Below are 18428 nucleotides of genomic sequence, written 5' to 3' on the forward strand. Positions count from 1 at the left end.
TGGCAGTATGGCCACACGTACTACTTCCGCGCCCAAAGGTACCGGCAGGGGGAGCTCCGCCAGCAAAGCCGGCAGCTCCACAGGCCGCGGAACCGGCTCCACCGCCAGCAAGACGGGGCGCGGCGGCTCAACCAGCACCGCACGCACCCGCCAGCTTCCCGCCGTCGAACACCACGAGCCCTGGCTGTTGCGCGTCGTCGGCGGAGCGTGGCTGGGAGTGGGCCACCTGGTGGGCGGGGGAGTGCGCCGCATCGGCCACGACGTCAGCGACATCCCCGCGGAGGAACGCCGCGACGGTGCTGCCCTGTTCAACCTGGCGCTGGGCGTCTTCATCGCCACCTTCGCCTGGTGGGGCCTGACGGGCTGGTTCCCTGACGCCGTCTACGCCGTGGTCAACGGCACCTTCGGCTGGATCTCCCTCCTGCTCCCGCTCATGCTTTTCGTGTGCGCCTTCCGGCTGTTCCGCCAGCCCTCAGACGGCCGGGGCAACAACCGGGTGGGCATCGGCTTCCTGATCATGACGTTCGCCGGGTGCGGGCTGGCGCACATCCTTGGCGGCCAGCCCACGGTTGCCGACGGCTTCGACGGCCTCCGCAAAGCCGGCGGCATGCTCGGCTTCCTGGCTGCTACGCCGCTGGCCGCCATCCACCCCGCCGTGCCCGTGGTCCTCTACGCCCTGCTGGCCTTTGTGTCATTGCTGATCATCACCGCCACCCCGTTCACGGCCATCCCGCGCCGGATCCGCGGAGCCTACGAACACCTCATGGGCATCGACCTGATGGACCAGGAACATCCCGGGGACGCCCACGACCGCAGCTACCTGGAACGGTCGGCGCCCGCCGCGCCCAAGAAGAAGAAGCGCAAGCTGTTCGGCAAGGGCCAGGAGTCCGACGCCGGCCTTGAGGGCTACGTGGGCGATGAGGCCTTCGAGCACGCCGTCATTGACGACGACGAGCGCGAACCCGCCCGGCCGGCGCCCGGGGTGCGGCGCCCCACCCAGGCGGAGATCGCCGTCGAAAAGATAAAGGCGGCACAGGGGCTGGGTACCGCCGCCCAGGCGCCCCCGGCGGAAAACGCCACCGAGGCTATCCCGCTGGTCATCCCCGGTGCCGCGGCTTCGGGCAAGGCAGGCGCCGCGCCCGCTGCGCCCACCGTGCCGTCGAATCCCGTGGCCCCCGCCCCGCCGCCCGTTCCCATTCCGCAGCGCACCGAACAACTGTCCCTGGCCGGAGACGTCACCTACACGCTCCCAGCCTCGGACTACCTCACCCCGGGCTCCATCCCGAAGGAACGCACGGAAGCCAATGACGCCGTCGTCGCTGCCCTCACGGACACCCTGCAGCAGTTCAATGTCGATGCCACCGTCACTGGCTTCAGCCGCGGCCCTACCGTGACCCGGTACGAGATCGAACTGGCCCCGGGAACCAAAGTGGAGCGGGTCACCGCGCTGTCCAAGAACATCTCCTACGCCGTCGCGTCCAGCGATGTGCGTATCCTCAGCCCGATCCCGGGCAAGTCCGCCATCGGTATCGAAATCCCCAACACGGACCGCGAGACGGTCTCCCTGGGCGATGTCCTGCGGAGCCAGAACGCCCGGCGCACGGACCACCCGATGGTCATGGGCGTGGGCAAGGACGTTGAGGGCGGCTACGTGGTGGCCAACCTGGCCAAGATGCCCCACTTGCTGGTGGCCGGTGCCACCGGTGCCGGTAAGTCCTCCTTCGTAAACTCGATGATCACCTCCATCCTGATGCGCGCCACGCCCGATGAGGTGCGCATGGTGATGGTGGACCCCAAGCGGGTGGAACTGACTGCCTACGAAGGCGTCCCGCACCTCATCACGCCCATCATCACCAACCCCAAAAAGGCCGCGGAAGCCCTGCAGTGGGTAGTGCGTGAAATGGATGCGCGCTATGACGACCTCGCCAACTACGGGTTCAAGCACATCGACGACTTCAACAAGGCGGTGCGGGCCGGCAAGGTCCAGCCGCCCGTGGACTCCAAGCGCGTTATCCGCCCCTACCCCTACCTGCTGGTGATCGTCGACGAGCTTGCCGACCTGATGATGGTGGCGCCGCGCGACGTCGAAGACTCGATCGTCCGCATCACCCAGCTCGCGCGTGCCGCCGGCATCCACCTGGTGCTGGCTACCCAGCGTCCGTCAGTGGACGTCGTCACCGGCCTGATCAAGGCCAACGTGCCCTCGCGCATGGCGTTCGCCACGTCCTCCGTCACCGACTCCCGCGTGGTCCTGGACCAGCCGGGCGCGGAAAAGCTGATTGGCCAGGGTGACGCGCTCTTCCTGCCCATGGGTGCCTCCAAGGCCATGCGCGTCCAGGGCGCCTGGGTTACTGAGTCGGAAATCCATAAAGTGGTGGAGCACGTCAAGGGGCAGCTCCAGGCAAGCTACCGCGACGACGTGGCCGCCGAGGCGCCGAAGAAGCAGATCGATGACGACATCGGGGACGACCTCGAGGTGCTGCTGCAGGCTACCGAACTGGTGGTCACCACGCAGTTCGGCTCCACGTCCATGCTGCAGCGCAAGCTGCGCGTGGGCTTCGCCAAGGCCGGGCGGCTCATGGACCTGCTCGAATCCCGCGGCGTAGTGGGCCCCTCCGAGGGCTCCAAGGCGCGCGATGTGCTGGTGAAGCCGGACGACCTCGCCACCGTCCTGGCCGCCATGAAGGGCCAGGAAGCGCCCGCGGCCGCAGACTCCCAAACCGCAGCGCTCAGCGACAACGCCAACGCCAACATCGCCCAGGGCGGCTACGCCGAAGACCTCGTGGCCGCGGACCTGGACAAGAGGAACCAGAACGTCGAATATTACGACGGCGCAGATTCCGCTCCGGGCGGGTACGGCGATGATGACGACGGATCCGAGGACGCCTGGTCCCTCACCGGGCGCTAGGCCGGTAGCCTAGGAACGTGACTAGCACCGATGCGACCGCCGCCGGCCAGGGCCGTGCCGGGGTCTGGAACCTTCCCAACATCCTGACCATGATCCGCATCGCGCTGGTCCCGTTTTTCGTCTGGTTCCTCGTGGCGGACGCGCCCGGGCTGCACAGTACCTCCGGACCGTGGCGCTGGGCAGCAGTGGCGGCGTTCGCCGTGGCCATCTACACGGACAAGCTCGACGGCGACATCGCCAGGAGCCGGAACCTTGTCACTGACTTCGGGAAGATCGCCGACCCCATCGCGGACAAGCTCCTGACCGGTTCCGCGCTGGTGATGCTCTCCCTGCTGGGCGAGCTGCCCTGGTGGGCAACCCTGGTGATCCTGGTCCGGGAGTGGGGCATCACCGCACTGCGCTTCTTCGTGATCCGCTATGGGGTCATTCCCGCCTCCCGCGGCGGCAAGCTCAAGACCGTCGTGCAGACGGCGGCGATCTTCCTCTACCTCCTGCCGTTCGGGGCCTTTGCGCCGTGGATGTCCTGGGTGGCGTTCGCCGTCATGATGGCCGCCGTGGCCATCACGCTGTGGACCGGCGTCGAATATGTTGTCGAAGCACTGCGCCTTCGGGCGAAGGGCAAGCGGCAGACAGGGACCGCCCCCGGGCAGGAAACAGCGACGGGGCAGGACCAGGCATGAGTAACCTCCACCTTTTGGCCGGGCAGGCTGTCCGGCAGGCGCTCGAGTCCGGGCGGACGGTCGCCACAGCAGAATCGTTGACGGCCGGGATGGTGTCCGCTGTCCTTGCTGACACGCCTGGCGCCTCCGGCATGCTGCAGGGCGGGGTCATTGCCTACCAGAACTCCGTGAAGGAATCGGTATTGCGCGTCCCGGCCGACCTCCTGGCCAGTGCCGGCTCAGTGGACCCGGACGTTGCCTGTGCCATGGCAGCCGGGGCGCGTGCAGTGCTGGCCGCCGACGTCGGAATTTCCACAACCGGGGTGGCAGGTCCGGACGCCCACGACGGCAAGCCCGTGGGGCGGGTGTACGTTGGGGTTGCCACGGCGGCCGGAACCGCAGCTTTCGAATACTCCTTTACCGGCAGCAGGCCCGACATCAGGGGCGCGGCCTGCGCCGCCGCCCTGGAACGGCTCCTTGAAGCACTGTCCGGCTGACACTTGGCCGACGCCAAGTTACCGGGCGTAAAGTTGGCGGGAACAAAAGCCGGTACCGATTAGTTATTACATTGTGTCGCTTCCGGATAGCGGAGGCGCCTAGGATGAAATGACCACGACGGTTCGCCCACGGCGGACCTGACCTATGAGGGAGCAAGGCGATACAGATGGTAAAGCAGCCCGTATCCGTAAACGGCGTTGTCCGCTGGAAGGATGTGGGCCTCGCCGAACAGGCTAAGAGCGAACAGAAGGAGCGCAAGATGGTAGTACTTCGTCACGAAATCGGTGATGTGCTGCGCGATGTCCGCCAGCGTCAGGGACGCACGCTCCGTGAAGTTTCGCACAGCGCCCGCGTCTCCCTGGGATACCTCAGCGAAGTGGAGCGCGGCCAGAAGGAAGCATCGTCAGAGCTCCTGTCCTCGATCTGCTCGGCACTGGATGTTCCGTTGTCAAGCATGCTCCGTGAGGTCAGCGACCGTGTGGCAGTAGCCGAAGGCGTCGCAGTTCCGGACACCGTTCCGCAGGAATTCTCCCAGCGTTACGGCCGTGACCTGGAACGCGACCTCAACACTGAACTGAACGACGAACTCTCCACAGGCCTTCTCTCCGGCGCCCGGTAAAGGCAGCCCCCACCGCAGGTGGGCCCTGGAATGCAGAAGCCCCCGGCCACGCCGGGGGCTTCCTGCATGTCACCTGAGGTCGATTTGCCCGTTGCCGCACCTGCCGGCTATTCCTCCTCTGCCGTGGATCCGCCCGTACCTTCCCTGGGAAACCCGTCACGCTCATAGGTGGAGTTCAACTTGGCCATGTAGCGGGCCAGTTCCTGCAGGTCCTCCACCGGCCACTCACGCAGCCGCTCCTGGAAAACCTGGCGCCGCGCGTCCTGGACCTGGTGCATCTTCTCTTCGCCCTTTGGCGTCAACCGGATGGACTGTGCACGGCGGTCCTGGGGATCCGCTTCCTTGGACACCAGCCCCAGGCTTTCCAGGAAGGCAATCTGCCGGCTGACCGACGGTTTGCCCACCCCGATGTTCATGGCGAGCTCGGTCAGGCGGATGGGGCCTTCCCTCCGGATCACCGTCAACAGCCCGTAGGCCGCAGGCTCCATGTCGGGGTGGACTTGGCGCGAGAGCTGGTTGGAGATGGCCCTGGCCCGCCGCCAAAAGAGGCTGATCTGGTGTTCGACGTTCTGCAGCGCGGTATCGGCGGCATCATCGCCGGCGTCCTGCTGCGGCGGGAGGTCAGGGGAGTTGCTCATGGCAACAATTCTAGGGTCCGCAATCATGAGAGGATTTACCGATGCGAATCAGCGAGTACTGGCGTCTGATGGATGACGAGTTCGGCGCGGGATACTCCCGCGTGCTGAGCAGTACCCTGGTCCTTGCCAGTGTGGGCAGCCGCACCGCCGACCAGGCCCTGGCTTCAGGCGTCGACCCCCGCAAGGTGTGGCTGGCAGTCTGCGACGTCCAGGACGTGCCGGCTGAACGGCGGCTGGGCCGGGACATCGCTCCGCGCCGCGATTAGGGCGCCTGACACGCCGCAGAGCCGGCACTCTTCGAATACCTGTTCGGATAACGCTATGCTTTTTCCATTGGGCTTATCCACATAGCCGTTGTCCTCAGGCCGGAATGTCAGTGGGTCCGATTAGCGTCAGAGATGACCAATACAACGGCCGCGAAGGCCACCATCGAGAAAGCATTAGAGGTGTCAACCATGGCGGCAGCCCCGGATCGTGCAAAAGCGCTGGAAGCAGCGCTTGCCCAGATTGACAAGCAGTTCGGCAAGGGCTCGGTCATGCGCCTGGGCGACGAAGTCCGCGCCCCGATCGAAGTCATCCCCACCGGCTCCATCGCTTTGGACGTCGCCCTGGGCATTGGCGGGCTCCCGCGCGGCCGTGTCATCGAAATCTATGGTCCGGAATCCTCCGGTAAGACCACCGTTGCCCTGCACGCCGTGGCAAGTGCCCAGCGCGCGGGCGGGATCGCAGCGTTCATCGACGCCGAGCACGCCCTGGACCCGGATTACGCCGCCAAGCTGGGTGTTGACACCGACGCCCTCCTGGTTTCGCAGCCGGATACCGGTGAGCAGGCGCTCGAGATCATGGACATGCTGGTGGGCTCCGGTTCGCTGGACATCGTCGTCATCGACTCCGTCGCCGCCTTGGTGCCGCGCGCGGAAATCGAAGGCGACATGGGCGACAGCCACGTGGGCCTCCAGGCACGGCTCATGAGTCAGGCGCTTCGTAAGATCACCGGCCGCCTGAGCCAGACCAAGACCACCGCGATCTTCATCAACCAGCTCCGCGAGAAGATCGGCGTCTTCTTCGGTTCCCCTGAAACCACCACCGGTGGTAAGGCCCTGAAGTTCTATGCGTCGGTCCGCATCGACGTCCGGCGGATCCAGACCCTGAAGGAGGGCGCGGATTCGGTCGGCAACCGGACCAAGGCCAAGATCGTCAAGAACAAGATGGCTCCGCCCTTCAAGGTCGCTGAGTTCGACATCATCTATGGCCAGGGCATCTCCCGCGAAGGCGGCATCATCGACATGGGCGTGGAGCACGGCATCATCAAGAAGTCCGGCTCCTGGTTCACGTACGACGGCGACCAGTTGGGCCAGGGCATGGAGAACTCGCGCCGCTTCCTGCGCGACAACCCCGAGCTTGCGGCGGAGCTGGAGCGACTGATCAAGGAGAAGCTCGGTGTCGGCGTAAAGCCCGCCGAGGACGAATCCAAGGACGCGCCAAAGCTGAAAGCCGTCGACGGGTTCTAACCCTTGACAGGACCACGTTCACGACGCGACCGTACCGGCGGCCCTTCTTCAGGGCCGCCGGACGGCTTTAACGTTCCAGAGGATCCGCAGGCTGTTGACGACGAACCAGACCCCTTCACGGTGGCGCAGGCCATTGTGTACCGGCAACTCACCGCAGCCCCCAAGAGCAGGCTCCAGCTTGCCCGGAAGCTGGCCGAGCGGAATATCCCGGAACACGTCGCCGAGGCGGTGCTGGACAAGTTCCAGGAGGTCCGCCTGATCAACGACGCCGAGTTCGCGGACATGTGGGTCAGGAGCCGGTCCCAGTCCCGCAAGCTTGCCAAGGGCGCCCTCCGGCGTGAACTCGCCGAGAAAGGCATTGAGCCGGAAACAGCGGCTGCTGCCCTGGAGCAGCTGACCGACGCCGACGAGGAATCCGCTGCACGCACGCTGGTGGAGCGTAAACTCCGGCCCGGGACGGACTTATCCGACCGGGGGGAACGTGACAAGGCTGTCCGACGGCTGGCCTCCATGCTGGCAAGGAAGGGGTATCAGCCCTCCCAGGCGTTCAGGATCGTCAATGACGTCCTGGATTCCCGGCACGATCCCGACGGCGGCATGCTCTAAAGCCGTTACCCTTAACTGGTGAGTTTGACCATTCCTTCCCCCCATTCCGGCGCAGCCCCCTCCGTTGAGCCCGATGCTGTCCCGCTGTCCGGTTCGGTTCCAGCCGGCGGAGCGCAGCCGCGTACTTACCAGGTCCGCACTTTCGGTTGCCAGATGAACGTGCACGACTCGGAGCGGATGGCCGGCATGCTCGAGGACGCGGGCTATGTTCCGGCAGACGGCGAACATGCTGACGTCGTGGTGTTCAATACGTGCGCTGTCCGGGAAAACGCCGACAACAAGCTCTACGGCAACCTCGGCATCCTGGCCCCCGTCAAGGCAGCCAACCCGGGCATGCAGATCGCCGTGGGCGGTTGCCTGGCCCAGAAGGACCGCGAAACCATCCTCAAGAAGGCACCGTGGGTGGACGCAGTCTTCGGTACCCACAACGTCGGTGCCCTGCCCGCGCTCCTGGACCGGGCACGGCACAACAATGAGGCCCAGCTGGAAATCCTGGAGTCCCTGGACGTCTTCCCGTCCACGCTGCCTACAAAACGCGACTCCGTCTACTCCGGCTGGGTGTCCATCTCGGTCGGTTGCAACAACACCTGCACGTTCTGCATTGTGCCCGCCCTCCGCGGCAAGGAGAAAGACCGCCGGCCCGGCGACATCCTCGCCGAGATCCAGGCGCTCGTGGACGACGGCGCCATCGAAGTGACCCTCCTTGGCCAGAACGTCAACTCCTACGGGGTCGAATTCGGGGACCGGCAGGCCTTCTCCAAGCTCCTTCGCGCATGCGGCGACATCCAGGGCCTTGAACGCGTCCGCTTCACCAGCCCGCACCCCGCCGCCTTTACCGACGACGTCATCGACGCGATGGCCGAGACGCCAAACGTGATGCCACAGCTTCACATGCCGCTGCAATCCGGTTCGGACCGCATCCTCAAGGCCATGAAGCGTTCCTACCGGTCCACCAAGTTCCTGGGCATCCTGGACAAGGTCCGCGACAGGATTCCGCACGCCGCCATCTCCACCGACATCATCGTGGGGTTCCCCGGCGAAACCGAAGAGGACTTCCAGGCCACGCTGGACGTGGTGGAAAAGTCCCGCTTTGCCACCGCTTTCACCTTCCAATATTCAAAGCGCCCCGGCACGCCCGCCGCCGATCTGCCTGACCAGCTGCCAAAGGCTGTTGTCCAGGAGCGGTTCGAACGCCTCACCGCCCTCCAGGACCGGATCGCTGCCGAGGAAAACCGGAAGCAGCTCGGCCGCAGGCTTGAGGTCATGGTCACCGCACAGTCCGGACGGAAATCCGGGGAAACCCATCGGTTGTCCGGCCGCTCGCAGGACCAGCGGCTGGTGCACTTCTCGGTTCCGGACGGCGCTCCGGCCCCCAGGCCCGGGGACCTGGTTACCGTCACCATCACCGAGGCCGCGGCCTTCCACCTGGTGGCCGATCCCACCCTGGAGGACTACAACCTGCGCCGCTCGCGGGCAGGGGACGCCTGGGACAGGTCCCAGGCCGATTCCTGTGGTGCGCCTGCCCCGGGCGCCGCCGGCACTGAACCCAAGGCTGTCTCCCTGGGCATGCCCTCGCTGCCGCTGCGCACCCGCTGAAGGTGGCCGCCCCGCCCGTCATCGCCGTCGTCGGTCCCACCGGCTCCGGTAAATCCGACCTCGCCGTCAACCTCGCCCTGGAACTGGGCGGCGAGGTCATCAACGCTGATGCCATGCAGTTCTACCGCGGCATGGACATCGGCACCGCCAAGATCACGATGGCTGAGCGCAGGGGCGTGCCGCACCACCTCCTGGACATCCTGGACGTGACAGAGGAGGCCAGCGTCTCCGACTTCCAGCAGCAGGCCCGGGAAGTCATCGAGGACATCCATGCCCGCGGCAAACGGGCAATACTCGCCGGCGGCTCCGGGCTGTACGCGCGGGCTGCCCTGGATGTCCTTGAATTCCCGGGGACGGACCCAACACTGCGTGCCCGGCTGGAGCGGGACCACGCGCAACTGGGCACTCAGGCGCTCCTGGACAGGTTGAGGGCCGTGGATCCTGATTCCGCTGACAGGGTCTCGGACGCCCGGCGGATTATCCGCGCCCTGGAAGTCCACGAACTCACCGGACGGCCCTTCAGCTCTTTCATGCCCCGGCGGGAGTACTACCAGCCGGCGGTCCAGGTGGGCCTGCGCGTGGACCGGGAAGTCCTGCGGGAGCGCCTGGCGGAACGGGTGCACCGGATGGTGGTGGCCGGCCTGCCGGAGGAAGTCCGCCTGCTCGATGGCCGGGGCCTGCGGCGGGGCAAAACCGCCTCCCGTGCACTTGGCTATTCACAGTTCCTGCGGGTGGTCGACGGCACGTCCACCGTTGCAGACGCCGCGGAGGAAACCATCGTGGCCACCCGGCAGTTCGCCCGCCGTCAGCTGACCTGGTTCCGCGCCGATCCCCGCATCACCTGGCTGGACTGGCAGGATCCGGGACTCGTTGGCACGGCGGCGGAGTTGTGCCGGTAGCTGCAGTTTCAGCGCCGGCGGCATGCGCCGCTACGCTTGGGACCATGAATGCAACCCCCGCCGAAACCACCGGGCCTGTCCTGCACACGCTGAGCGGGCTCCGCTTTTCCAAGGGGCACGGGACCGGCAACGATTTCGTCCTGGTGGCCGACCCCGAGGGCGTCCACGCCATCGGTGCGGACCAGGCCGCCGCGCTCTGCGACCGGCACCGGGGGATCGGCGCCGACGGCCTGATCCGTGCCGTCCCTTCCCGTTTCCTGCCCGAAGGCCGGGAACTGCTCACCGAAACACCGGACGCGGAATGGTTCATGGATTACCGCAACGCCGACGGTTCGCTGTCCGAAATGTGCGGCAACGGGGTCAGGGTGTTCGTCCACTTCCTCCGGTCCGAGGGCCTGATCGATCTGCCCGACGGCGGATCGCTCACCATCGGCACCCGCGGCGGGGTGAAGACCGTGGTCCGGACAGGGAACGGTTACGCCGTGGACATGGGCCCCTGGGAGTTCATCTTCCCCGGGGAGGCAAGCGCCAAGGCCATGGATTCCCTGGTCACCGCCGACGGGCTGGAAGTTCCCCGGCCGGCCCTCTCCGTGAGCATGGGCAACCCGCACACGGTGGTGGCCCTCGCAGAACTGGACGAACTCCAAGGTACCCGGCTCTTCACCGCACCCAAGGTCGATCCGGTACCGCCAAACGGGACCAACGTGGAGTTCGTGGTCCCCGCGGAGCCGCTGGTCCACGACGGGGTGGGCTCTGTAACCATGCGGGTGCACGAACGGGGTGTGGGGGAGACCCAGTCCTGCGGAACCGGCGCCTGTGCCGCCGCCGTGGCCATCCGGCACTGGGCCGGCCCCGAAGCGCCCGACGCCTGGCGGGTCCACGTTCCGGGCGGAGTGGTGGGCGTGAAGTTCTTTGCCGGCCCCGCCGGCCACGAGCACGTGGAGCTCAGCGGCCCTGCCGTTATTGTGGCGAGCGGGACGCTTTCGTAACCTTCAGGATCCGGAAGGACTTTGACGTTGACTCACGGCTCACGCTGAAGGAAGCATCGAGTTCGGCGGCCAGCCAGCGCTGAAGGGAATCCGAGCCCAGGTTCTTCTGCACCACCAGCCAGGCCGTCCCGCCGTCCGCCAGGCGTGGAAGCCACAGCTTGAGCAGCGCGTGCAGTTCGTCCTTGCCGATCCGAATCGGCGGGTTGGACCATATGGTGTCGAACCGGAGGCCGGGGTCTACCTCCTGGGGAGTGCTGGCCTCGACGTTGGACAGTCCCAGTGCAGCCGCGTTTTCGTTGGTCAGGGTGACGCAGCGTTCGTTGACGTCCACTGCGTAGACCTTTGACCCTGGCGCCAGCAAGGCCATGGTGAGCGCGATGGGACCCCAGCCGCATCCGATATCCAGCAGGTTGCCCTGGGGGTGCGGCGCCGGAACTTCGGCCAGGAGCACCGCTGTACCCTTGTCGATCCCGTCCGGGCTGAAGATGCCCGTGGAAGTCTGGAGTCTCCGCGTTTCACCGGCCAACTCCACCCTAAGGGGCTTCCGGGTGAAGGGGCCGGCGGGGGACGTGCTGAAATAGTGTGCAGACTCCATAACTGGCCAGAGTAGTTCCCCTTGCAGCGTAATGGGAAACCGTGCAAAATCCGCTCTGCTAGGCTGGATGGCATGTTCCTGATCTTCGAGTAGCCGGCACGGGCCACGCCCGTCCCGCAGCCTGTCCTCCAGCGACAGCCCGTCCCGCAGCGATGCAGGCCCCCAGCCTTCCGCTTGTGCACCGGCCAGACCCAACTGTCTGTCCCGGCCGCCGGACGATACTCGAAGTCAGCCTCCCGCTGCACTTCCCGCTATTTTCCGGCCCTTTTTGCCTTGCCGCCGTCCTGACGCGGCATCCCCGGCCCCGGCATCGCAGCCGGCCGCCACAAAAACAGGAGAATTGCATGACCGCAGGCCGTCAGCCCAGCGCGAATACGTTCCAACTTCCAACCAATCAGCACTATTCTGGAATTGCCGAATCTTCAAAGGAGACCATGACCAGCCAGCCCAACACCGGTTCCGATCCAGCCGCCCAGGACATGAGTCCGCAGGAGATCCAGGCTGTTATCGACCGGATCCTCGCCAAGGACGTCCCGGCCAAGAATGTCAGCACGCCCGCCGGTGAGGGCAGCGGCAATGGAAAAGCGGTGCTCGGCAAGGCACAGGCTATTTCCCGCCTTGACGAAGAGCACTCAACCTACGACGGCGACCAGCAGGACCTCGAGGAACGGCGCGCCCTGCGCCGCAGGGCAGGCCTGTCCACCGAACTCGAAGACGTCACCGAAGTCGAGTACCGCCAGCTCCGCCTGGAGCGGGTGGTCCTGGCCGGGCTTTGGTCCGAGGGGACCCTTGCGGACGCCGAAAACTCACTGCGTGAGCTGGCGGCCCTCGCCGAGACCGCCGGTTCGGAGGTCCTGGACGGGCTGGTGCAGCGCCGCGACAAGCCGGACCCCGGAACGTTCCTGGGTTCAGGCAAGGCACTCGAACTCAAGGACATTGTCATGTCCACGGGTGCGGACACCGTGGTGGTGGACGCTGAACTGGCGCCTTCGCAGCGCCGTGGCCTTGAGGACATCGTCAAGGTCAAGGTCATCGACCGTACGGCCCTGATCCTTGACATCTTCGCCCAGCACGCCAAGAGCCGCGAAGGCAAGGCCCAGGTGGAGCTGGCGCAGCTGGAGTACCTGCTTCCCCGCCTGCGTGGCTGGGGCGAGTCGATGTCCCGACAGGCCGGTGGCCAGGTGGGCGGCGCGGCCGCCGGCATGGGCTCACGTGGCCCCGGTGAGACCAAGATCGAACTGGACCGGCGCCGGATCCGTACCCGCATGGCGAAGCTGCGGCGTGAAATCGCCGCAATGAAGCCGGCGCGCGAGACCAAACGGGCCAACCGCCGTCGTAATGAAGTGCCCTCCGTGGCAATTGCGGGGTACACCAACGCCGGCAAGTCCTCCCTCCTTAACCGGCTTACGGACGCCGGAGTCCTGGTGGAGAACGCGCTGTTCGCCACCCTGGATCCCACCGTCCGCAAGGCGGAAACCGCTGACGGCCTGGGGTACACCCTGGCCGACACGGTCGGATTCGTCCGTTCGCTGCCCACCCAGCTGGTGGAGGCCTTCCGCTCCACCCTCGAGGAGGTGGCGGACTCGGACCTGATCCTGCACGTGGTGGACGTTTCGCATCCCGACCCGGAAGGACAGATCGCTGCCGTCCGGAAGGTCTTCAGCGAAGTTGATGCCCGCAAGGTGCCGGAGATCATCGTGCTGAACAAGGCCGATGCGGCCGACCCCTTCGTGGTGGAGCGTTTGAAGCAGCGCGAGCCACGCCATGTAGTGGTCTCCGCCCGCACCGGAGAGGGCATTCCGGAACTGCTGAAGGCCATCAGCGAATCGATTCCCCGGCCTTCGGTCAAGATGGACGTGCTCATCCCTTATGACCGCGGAGACCTGATCAGCAAGCTCCACGAGTCCGACGCCGAAATCCTCAACGTGGACCACGTTGAGGCAGGGACCAGGGCTGAGGTGAAGGTCCGCGAGGGCCTGGCGTCCGAACTGGAACCATTCGTCGTCAATGAGTGATCCCGCGGCCGGCGACGCCGCGCAGACGGACGGCGAGCAGTTCGTTATCGAACTGCTCGACCGTGCCGTCGCCGGCATGGGCGGACAAAGCCGCACCGGACAACACGAAATGGCCAGGCAGGTGGCCCGGGCCATCGAAACCGGCAACCACCTGCTGGTCCAGGCCGGCACTGGCACCGGCAAGTCGCTGGCCTACCTGGTGCCGCTGATCGCGCACGCCCTGGAGAGTAACAAGCCGGCGTTGGTGTCCACGGCAACGCTGGCACTGCAAACCCAGATTGTCGGAAGGGACCTGCCGCGGCTGCTGAAGAACATCACTCCGGCCCTGGAAAGACCGGTCAAAGTTGCCCTGGTGAAGGGGCGGTCCAACTACGTCTGCCGCCACAAACTCGAAGGCGGGTTCCCCTCAGAGGAGCCTGCCGAAGGGCAGCTCTTTTCCCTGGGCGAAGACACCAGCGTCCCGCACTTCGCCGCGTCCGTGGGCGGCCCCTCCTCCCAGCTTGGGAAGGAAGTGGTTCGGCTCCGCGAATGGGCGGAGAAAACGGCCACCGGTGACCGGGACGAACTTCTCCCCGGCGTGACAGACCGTGCCTGGCGACAGGTGTCCGTCACCTCCATGGAATGCCTGGGCGCCCAAAGATGCCCCATGGCCGCCGAGTGCTTCAGCGAGCTGGCGCGGCAGGACGCAGCCGAGGCAGACGTGGTGGTGACCAACCATGCCATGCTTGCCGTCAGCGCCTTCGAAGGGCTTGCAGTCCTGCCCGAGTATGACGTCGTGGTGGTGGACGAAGCCCACGAACTCCAGGACCGGGTTACCGGAGCCGTGTCCGGGCAGCTGTCTGTGGCCATGGTCCACGCTGCCGCGTCCGGCGCCCGCAAACATACCGCCATTACCGTCGATGCCTTGAACGCCGCAGCCGACAATCTTGAGCTGGCCCTTGCCGGCGCGCCGAACGGCCTGCTCCCCAACGGCCTGAATGATGAACAGCTGGACTGCATCGACCAGCTTCGGGAGGCGTGCCGCGCCGCATTGTCGGATTCCAAAGGGGACAGCAACACCACTGCCGATGGCGGCCGGCAGCTGGCGCGGTCCCGGCTCATGCTCATCCTGGAACTGTGCGAGCGTCTGATCGCTGCCAGGGAAAACCGGGAAGTCGTCTGGTTTTCCCGTGCCGGCACCTTCGACCCAGGCCAGGGATACACGCAGCCTGACGACAACGCGCCGGTGCTGATCAACATCGCACCGCTTTCCGTTGCTGGAAGGTTGCGGGAAGGGCTCTTCGCCGGGCACACCGTCGTCTTGACGTCCGCGACGCTGGCGATTGGTTCCGCTTTCGAGCCAGCTGCCGGTGGACTGGGCCTCATCGGGGAGGGCGCACCCAGCTGGACGGGCGTGGACGTGGGCTCTCCCTTCGATTACCCCAAGCAGGGCATCCTCTATGTGGCCGGCCACCTGCCAAAACCCGCCCGCGGCGTTTCCCCCGAGGCGCTGGAGGAACTGGAGGCGCTTATCAAAGCGTCGGGCGGCGGTGCTCTGTGCCTGTTTTCATCGCGCCGGGCGGCCGAAGAGGCCGCCGACGCCCTCCGGCCCAAGCTCGACGTGACTGTCCTCTGCCAGGGCGAATCCACCATGACTGCCCTGGTCAAGCAGTTCGCCGACGAACCGGACACCTGCCTTTTCGGGACGATGTCCCTGTGGCAGGGGGTTGATGTTCCGGGAGGCTCCTGCCGCCTTGTAGTGATCGACCGCATACCGTTCCCGAGGCCGGACGATCCGCTGATGACGGCGCGTTCACGTGCCGTGGCGCAGGCCGGCGGGAACGGCTTCATGTCGGTGTCGGCCACGCACGCCGCCATCCGGCTGGCCCAGGGCGCCGGCCGGCTGATCCGGTCCACCGGAGACAAAGGTGTGGTGGCCGTTCTGGATTCCCGGCTGGCCACTGAACGCTATGCCGGCTTCCTGCGGGGAGCGCTCCCGCCGTTCTGGGCCACCACGGACCGCAGCAAGGCGCTGGCCGCGTTGACCAGGCTTGGAGCGGACGCGGCCAGATAGTTGACGCCCAGGGACAACTCCCCAGTAAACGTCCGGACCGCTGGCCAAAGATGAAGGTGGCCGGTGGATCCTTGGCTAAAGGAAACGGCTAAAGGGAACGCAGGACCGAGACCACTTTGCCCATGATGGTGGCGTGGTCTCCCAGGATGGGTTCGTACTGGGTGTTCTGGGGGAGCAGCCAGGTGTGGCCGTCGCGCTGGCGGAACGTCTTGACGGTTGCCTCGTCATCGAGCAGGGCCGCAACGATGTCCCCGTTGGCAGCGTCCGCCTGGCGCCTCACCACCACCCAGTCACCGTCACAGATGGCCGCGTCCACCATGGAATCGCCCGCCACCCTGAGCATGAACAGTTCACCCTGGCCAACGAGCTGGCGGGGGAGCGGCATGACGTCCTCGACGAGTTGCTCGGCAAGGATGGGGCCGCCGGCAGCAATCCGGCCAACCAGCGGAACCATGGCCGTATCAAGAGCGGTGGGCAGTTCCGTCACCGTGGCTCCGCTGCCCTGGGCCTGAGGTGCAGGAGATGTGCCTGCTGCCTTGCCGCCGCCGCCGTCCAGCGTGAGGGGCATCAGGACTTCCATGGCGCGCGGCCGCTTGGGGTCGCGCCGCAGGTAACCCAGCTTTTCCAGTTGCGAGAGCTGGTGGGTCACGCTGGAGAGGCTCGCGAGGCCCACGGTGTCGCCGATTTCGCGCATGGAGGGCGGGTACCCGTTTTCATTGACTGAGCGCTGGATTGTTTCGAGGATCTTCTTCTGCCGCGGCGTCAAACCCTTTGCCGTCTTCTTCGATTGCGGGGCGGTCCTGCCCCCGGCGGCTGCTGCTGCCATATTCGCCAATGCCTTTCGCTTGCCGCCGGATCTTCCAGGAGCACTGTTGCCCAGCACCCCCTGAAGGACTGCCACTGTCATTGTCAGACCCTGCTGTTCAACTTCAGTGGTGGTTGTTCTGTGATTTCAAAGCTAGGCCAGCCACATGGGTTTTTCAAACATTTGTTCTAGCGAGTCTCGACATTATTCGTTGATAGGTGCTAAAACTAAACAAGCAAAGTTCGAACATGTGTTCTAACCAGTGCATGCCCTATTCGAAGACGTAGCCGGAAGAAGTTAAGTGGCGCGGAATGAATCGAGGGGCGGTTGGCTGGGCGGACACCCGGGCAGCACGGCAGGTCCAGGAGGGCTCAGTTCATGTCAGCTATATCTCTTCACCAGGTTTCACTCCCGCAGGCGGTTTCCCTGCAGGGGCGGAAGACTTCAAAGCGCTCGATTTCGTCAAGCAGCGCCCGCCCCTCAGCAGCACCTTTGCGGCTCACACGACGGGGGCAGGTCGTCCTGATCGGAGTTCCGCTTGTGCTACTCGCCGTCCTCCTGATGTCCCTGGCCGGACTCTTCAACTCGCCGGCCAAGGCTTCCGATTCCGCTGCGGACCTGGCCGTGACGCCCACGGTTACGGTAACGGTGCAGGGCGGGCAGTCGCTGTGGTCCATTGCCGGGGCCGTTGCTCCAGACCGGGATGCCCGGGACGTGGTGGCAGATATCGTCCAGCTCAACAACCTTTCCGCCGGCGCCGTCCTGCCTGGTCAGCAACTGTTCGTCCCTACGCGCTAAGGGGATGCGGGCGTCAGTCCTGGTAGAAACCCGGGCAATTGCCCGCCACGCCCTTGGCGAACAGCACCCGTCACATTTTCCGGTGGTTGTCCCGGCAACTAAACTGTTCAGGTGAACGACCAGCTAGAACGTCTGAACCGGCTTCCCCTCCGCAGCAATCTTCGTGGGCTGACCCCTTACGGGGCACCCCAACTGGACGTCCCCATCCTGCTGAATGTCAATGAGAACACTCATGGTGTTCCGGCGGACGTGCGTGCCGCCATCAGCGCCGCCGTCACGGAGGCTGCTGCAGGGCTCAACCGCTATCCTGACCGCGAGTTCACCGAACTGCGGAAAGCATTGGCGGAATACCTGGGGCACGGGCTTGACGAAACCAACCTTTGGGCAGCCAATGGCTCCAACGAGGTGCTGCAGCAGATCCTGCAGGCTTTTGGCGGGCCGGGACGCACCGCCCTCGGCTTCCCGCCCACGTACTCCATGTACCCTCTGCTGGCCAGCGGAACGGACACCGAGTACATCACGGGTCAACGTGCGGAAGGCTATGACCTTAGCGCAGAGTCCGCCGCCCGGCAGGTCAAGGAACTGCAGCCGAACATCGTCTTCCTCTGCTCGCCCAACAATCCCACCGGAACCGGCTTGGGACTGGACGTCGTGGAGGCTGTCTACGAGGCTGGCGAGGCAAGCCAGGCCATTGTGATCGTGGATGAGGCCTACCACGAGTTCGCCCACGACGGGACTCCCAGCGCCCTGACCCTGTTGCCCGGACGGGAGCGGCTCATCGTTTCCCGGACCATGAGCAAGGCCTTCGCACTGGCCGGCGCCCGGCTTGGCTACATGGCGGCCGCCCCGGAGGTCACCGACGCGCTGCGGCTGGTGCGCCTGCCGTACCACCTGTCCGCGATCACCCAGGCAACGGCCCTGGCCGCCCTCCAACACCGTGAAGCGCTGATGGCTGATGTCCAGGATATCAAGGAGCAGCGCGACCGGATCGTGACGGAACTGACCCGGATGGGCCTCGCCCCGGCCGCGTCGGACTCCAACTACGTGTTTTTCGGGGGCCTGGAAAACCCGCACCAGGTCTGGCAGGAGCTCTTGGATGCGGGCGTCCTCATCCGCGACGTGGGAATCCCCGGCCACCTTCGGGTCACGGCAGGCACTGAGGCGGAAACCACAGCCTTCCTTACGTCCCTGGAGCGCATCCTTGCGGGCCAGGCCGCGCTTCCCGCCTAGACTTGATAC

Annotated in this window: 17 protein-coding genes; 14 read left to right on the forward strand and 3 right to left on the reverse strand. The window is 65.8% G+C overall.

Going from position 1 to position 18428, the window contains the following annotated elements:
* The first annotated feature begins 7 nt into the window (after window positions 1–7).
* From FBY36_RS16385 to FBY36_RS16400, 4 genes are all read left to right on the forward strand, one after another.
* Window positions 8–2908, forward strand: a complete 2901-nt coding sequence (locus FBY36_RS16385) for an FtsK/SpoIIIE family DNA translocase (protein ID WP_142121093.1) — start codon at window positions 8–10, stop codon at window positions 2906–2908.
* 17 nt (window positions 2909–2925) lie between these two features.
* Window positions 2926–3588, forward strand: coding sequence for a CDP-diacylglycerol--glycerol-3-phosphate 3-phosphatidyltransferase (gene pgsA, locus FBY36_RS16390; protein ID WP_142121095.1), 663 nt, complete (start codon window positions 2926–2928; stop codon window positions 3586–3588).
* Window positions 3585–4064 carry a CinA family protein gene (locus FBY36_RS16395; RefSeq protein ID WP_142121097.1) on the forward strand — a complete coding sequence of 160 codons (480 nt, stop codon included), beginning with the start codon at window positions 3585–3587 and terminating at the stop codon, window positions 4062–4064. The genes pgsA and FBY36_RS16395 overlap by 4 nt, the downstream gene beginning before the upstream one ends.
* 167 nt (window positions 4065–4231) lie before the next feature.
* Entirely contained in the window at window positions 4232–4684 is a 453-nt protein-coding gene (locus FBY36_RS16400; RefSeq protein WP_018771597.1) for a helix-turn-helix domain-containing protein, read from the forward strand.
* Between the two features lie 107 nt (window positions 4685–4791).
* Here FBY36_RS16400 and FBY36_RS16405 read toward each other — a convergent pair whose 3' ends face one another.
* A complete protein-coding gene (locus tag FBY36_RS16405) occupies window positions 4792–5322 on the reverse strand; it encodes a MarR family winged helix-turn-helix transcriptional regulator (RefSeq protein ID WP_142030839.1) in 531 nt (176 codons plus the stop codon).
* A gap of 41 nt (window positions 5323–5363) precedes the next feature.
* Between FBY36_RS16405 and FBY36_RS16410 the strand changes: the two genes are divergently transcribed.
* From FBY36_RS16410 to dapF, 6 genes are all read left to right on the forward strand, one after another.
* Window positions 5364–5588, forward strand: coding sequence for a DUF3046 domain-containing protein (locus FBY36_RS16410; RefSeq protein ID WP_142121100.1), 225 nt, complete (start codon window positions 5364–5366; stop codon window positions 5586–5588).
* Window positions 5589–5777: 189 nt separating this feature from the next.
* A complete protein-coding gene (gene recA / locus FBY36_RS16415) occupies window positions 5778–6833 on the forward strand; it encodes a recombinase RecA (protein ID WP_142122686.1) in 1056 nt (351 codons plus the stop codon).
* Window positions 6834–6953: 120 nt separating this feature from the next.
* Complete coding sequence (locus tag FBY36_RS16420) at window positions 6954–7439, forward strand: regulatory protein RecX (protein ID WP_142122687.1); 486 nt, start codon at window positions 6954–6956, stop codon at window positions 7437–7439.
* 18 nt (window positions 7440–7457) lie between these two features.
* Window positions 7458–9035: a tRNA (N6-isopentenyl adenosine(37)-C2)-methylthiotransferase MiaB gene (gene miaB, locus FBY36_RS16425; RefSeq protein WP_142121104.1), complete on the forward strand. Its 1578-nt coding sequence runs from the start codon at window positions 7458–7460 to the stop codon at window positions 9033–9035.
* Window positions 9036–9037: 2 nt separating this feature from the next.
* Window positions 9038–9934, forward strand: coding sequence for a tRNA (adenosine(37)-N6)-dimethylallyltransferase MiaA (gene miaA / locus FBY36_RS16430; RefSeq protein WP_142121107.1), 897 nt, complete (start codon window positions 9038–9040; stop codon window positions 9932–9934).
* A 44-nt stretch (window positions 9935–9978) separates the two neighbouring features.
* On the forward strand, window positions 9979–10923 hold the full coding sequence (gene dapF, locus FBY36_RS16435) for a diaminopimelate epimerase (RefSeq protein WP_142121108.1): 945 nt from the start codon (window positions 9979–9981) through the stop codon (window positions 10921–10923).
* Here the strand turns inward: dapF and FBY36_RS16440 are convergent.
* Window positions 10895–11518 carry a class I SAM-dependent methyltransferase gene (locus FBY36_RS16440; RefSeq protein WP_142121111.1) on the reverse strand — a complete coding sequence of 208 codons (624 nt, stop codon included), beginning with the start codon at window positions 11516–11518 and terminating at the stop codon, window positions 10895–10897. The genes dapF and FBY36_RS16440 overlap by 29 nt on opposite strands.
* Before the next feature lie 434 nt (window positions 11519–11952).
* Here FBY36_RS16440 and hflX point away from each other — a divergent pair, with 434 nt between their 5' ends.
* Together hflX and FBY36_RS16450 are read left to right on the forward strand one after the other, a co-directional pair.
* Entirely contained in the window at window positions 11953–13533 is a 1581-nt protein-coding gene (gene hflX, locus FBY36_RS16445; protein ID WP_142121113.1) for a GTPase HflX, read from the forward strand.
* Window positions 13526–15586, forward strand: a complete 2061-nt coding sequence (locus tag FBY36_RS16450; protein WP_142121115.1) for an ATP-dependent DNA helicase — start codon at window positions 13526–13528, stop codon at window positions 15584–15586. Before hflX ends, FBY36_RS16450 begins: the two co-directional genes overlap by 8 nt.
* An 88-nt stretch (window positions 15587–15674) precedes the next feature.
* Here the strand turns inward: FBY36_RS16450 and lexA are convergent, their stop codons facing one another.
* Window positions 15675–16412 (reverse strand): transcriptional repressor LexA, encoded by a 738-nt coding sequence (gene lexA, locus FBY36_RS16455; RefSeq protein ID WP_142121117.1) that lies wholly within the window; start codon window positions 16410–16412, stop codon window positions 15675–15677.
* 435 nt (window positions 16413–16847) lie between these two features.
* Here lexA and FBY36_RS16460 point away from each other — a divergent pair, with 435 nt between their 5' ends.
* Both FBY36_RS16460 and FBY36_RS16465 read left to right on the forward strand, forming a co-directional pair.
* The gene (locus tag FBY36_RS16460; RefSeq protein WP_142122688.1) at window positions 16848–17189 is read left to right on the forward strand and encodes a LysM peptidoglycan-binding domain-containing protein; all 342 of its coding nucleotides are present in this window, start codon (window positions 16848–16850) and stop codon (window positions 17187–17189) included.
* A gap of 111 nt (window positions 17190–17300) precedes the next feature.
* Window positions 17301–18419 carry a histidinol-phosphate transaminase gene (locus tag FBY36_RS16465; RefSeq protein ID WP_142121119.1) on the forward strand — a complete coding sequence of 373 codons (1119 nt, stop codon included), beginning with the start codon at window positions 17301–17303 and terminating at the stop codon, window positions 18417–18419.
* Window positions 18420–18428 lie beyond the last annotated feature (9 nt).

Source organism: Arthrobacter sp. SLBN-122, assembly GCF_006715165.1.
GTDB lineage: Bacteria > Actinomycetota > Actinomycetes > Actinomycetales > Micrococcaceae > Arthrobacter.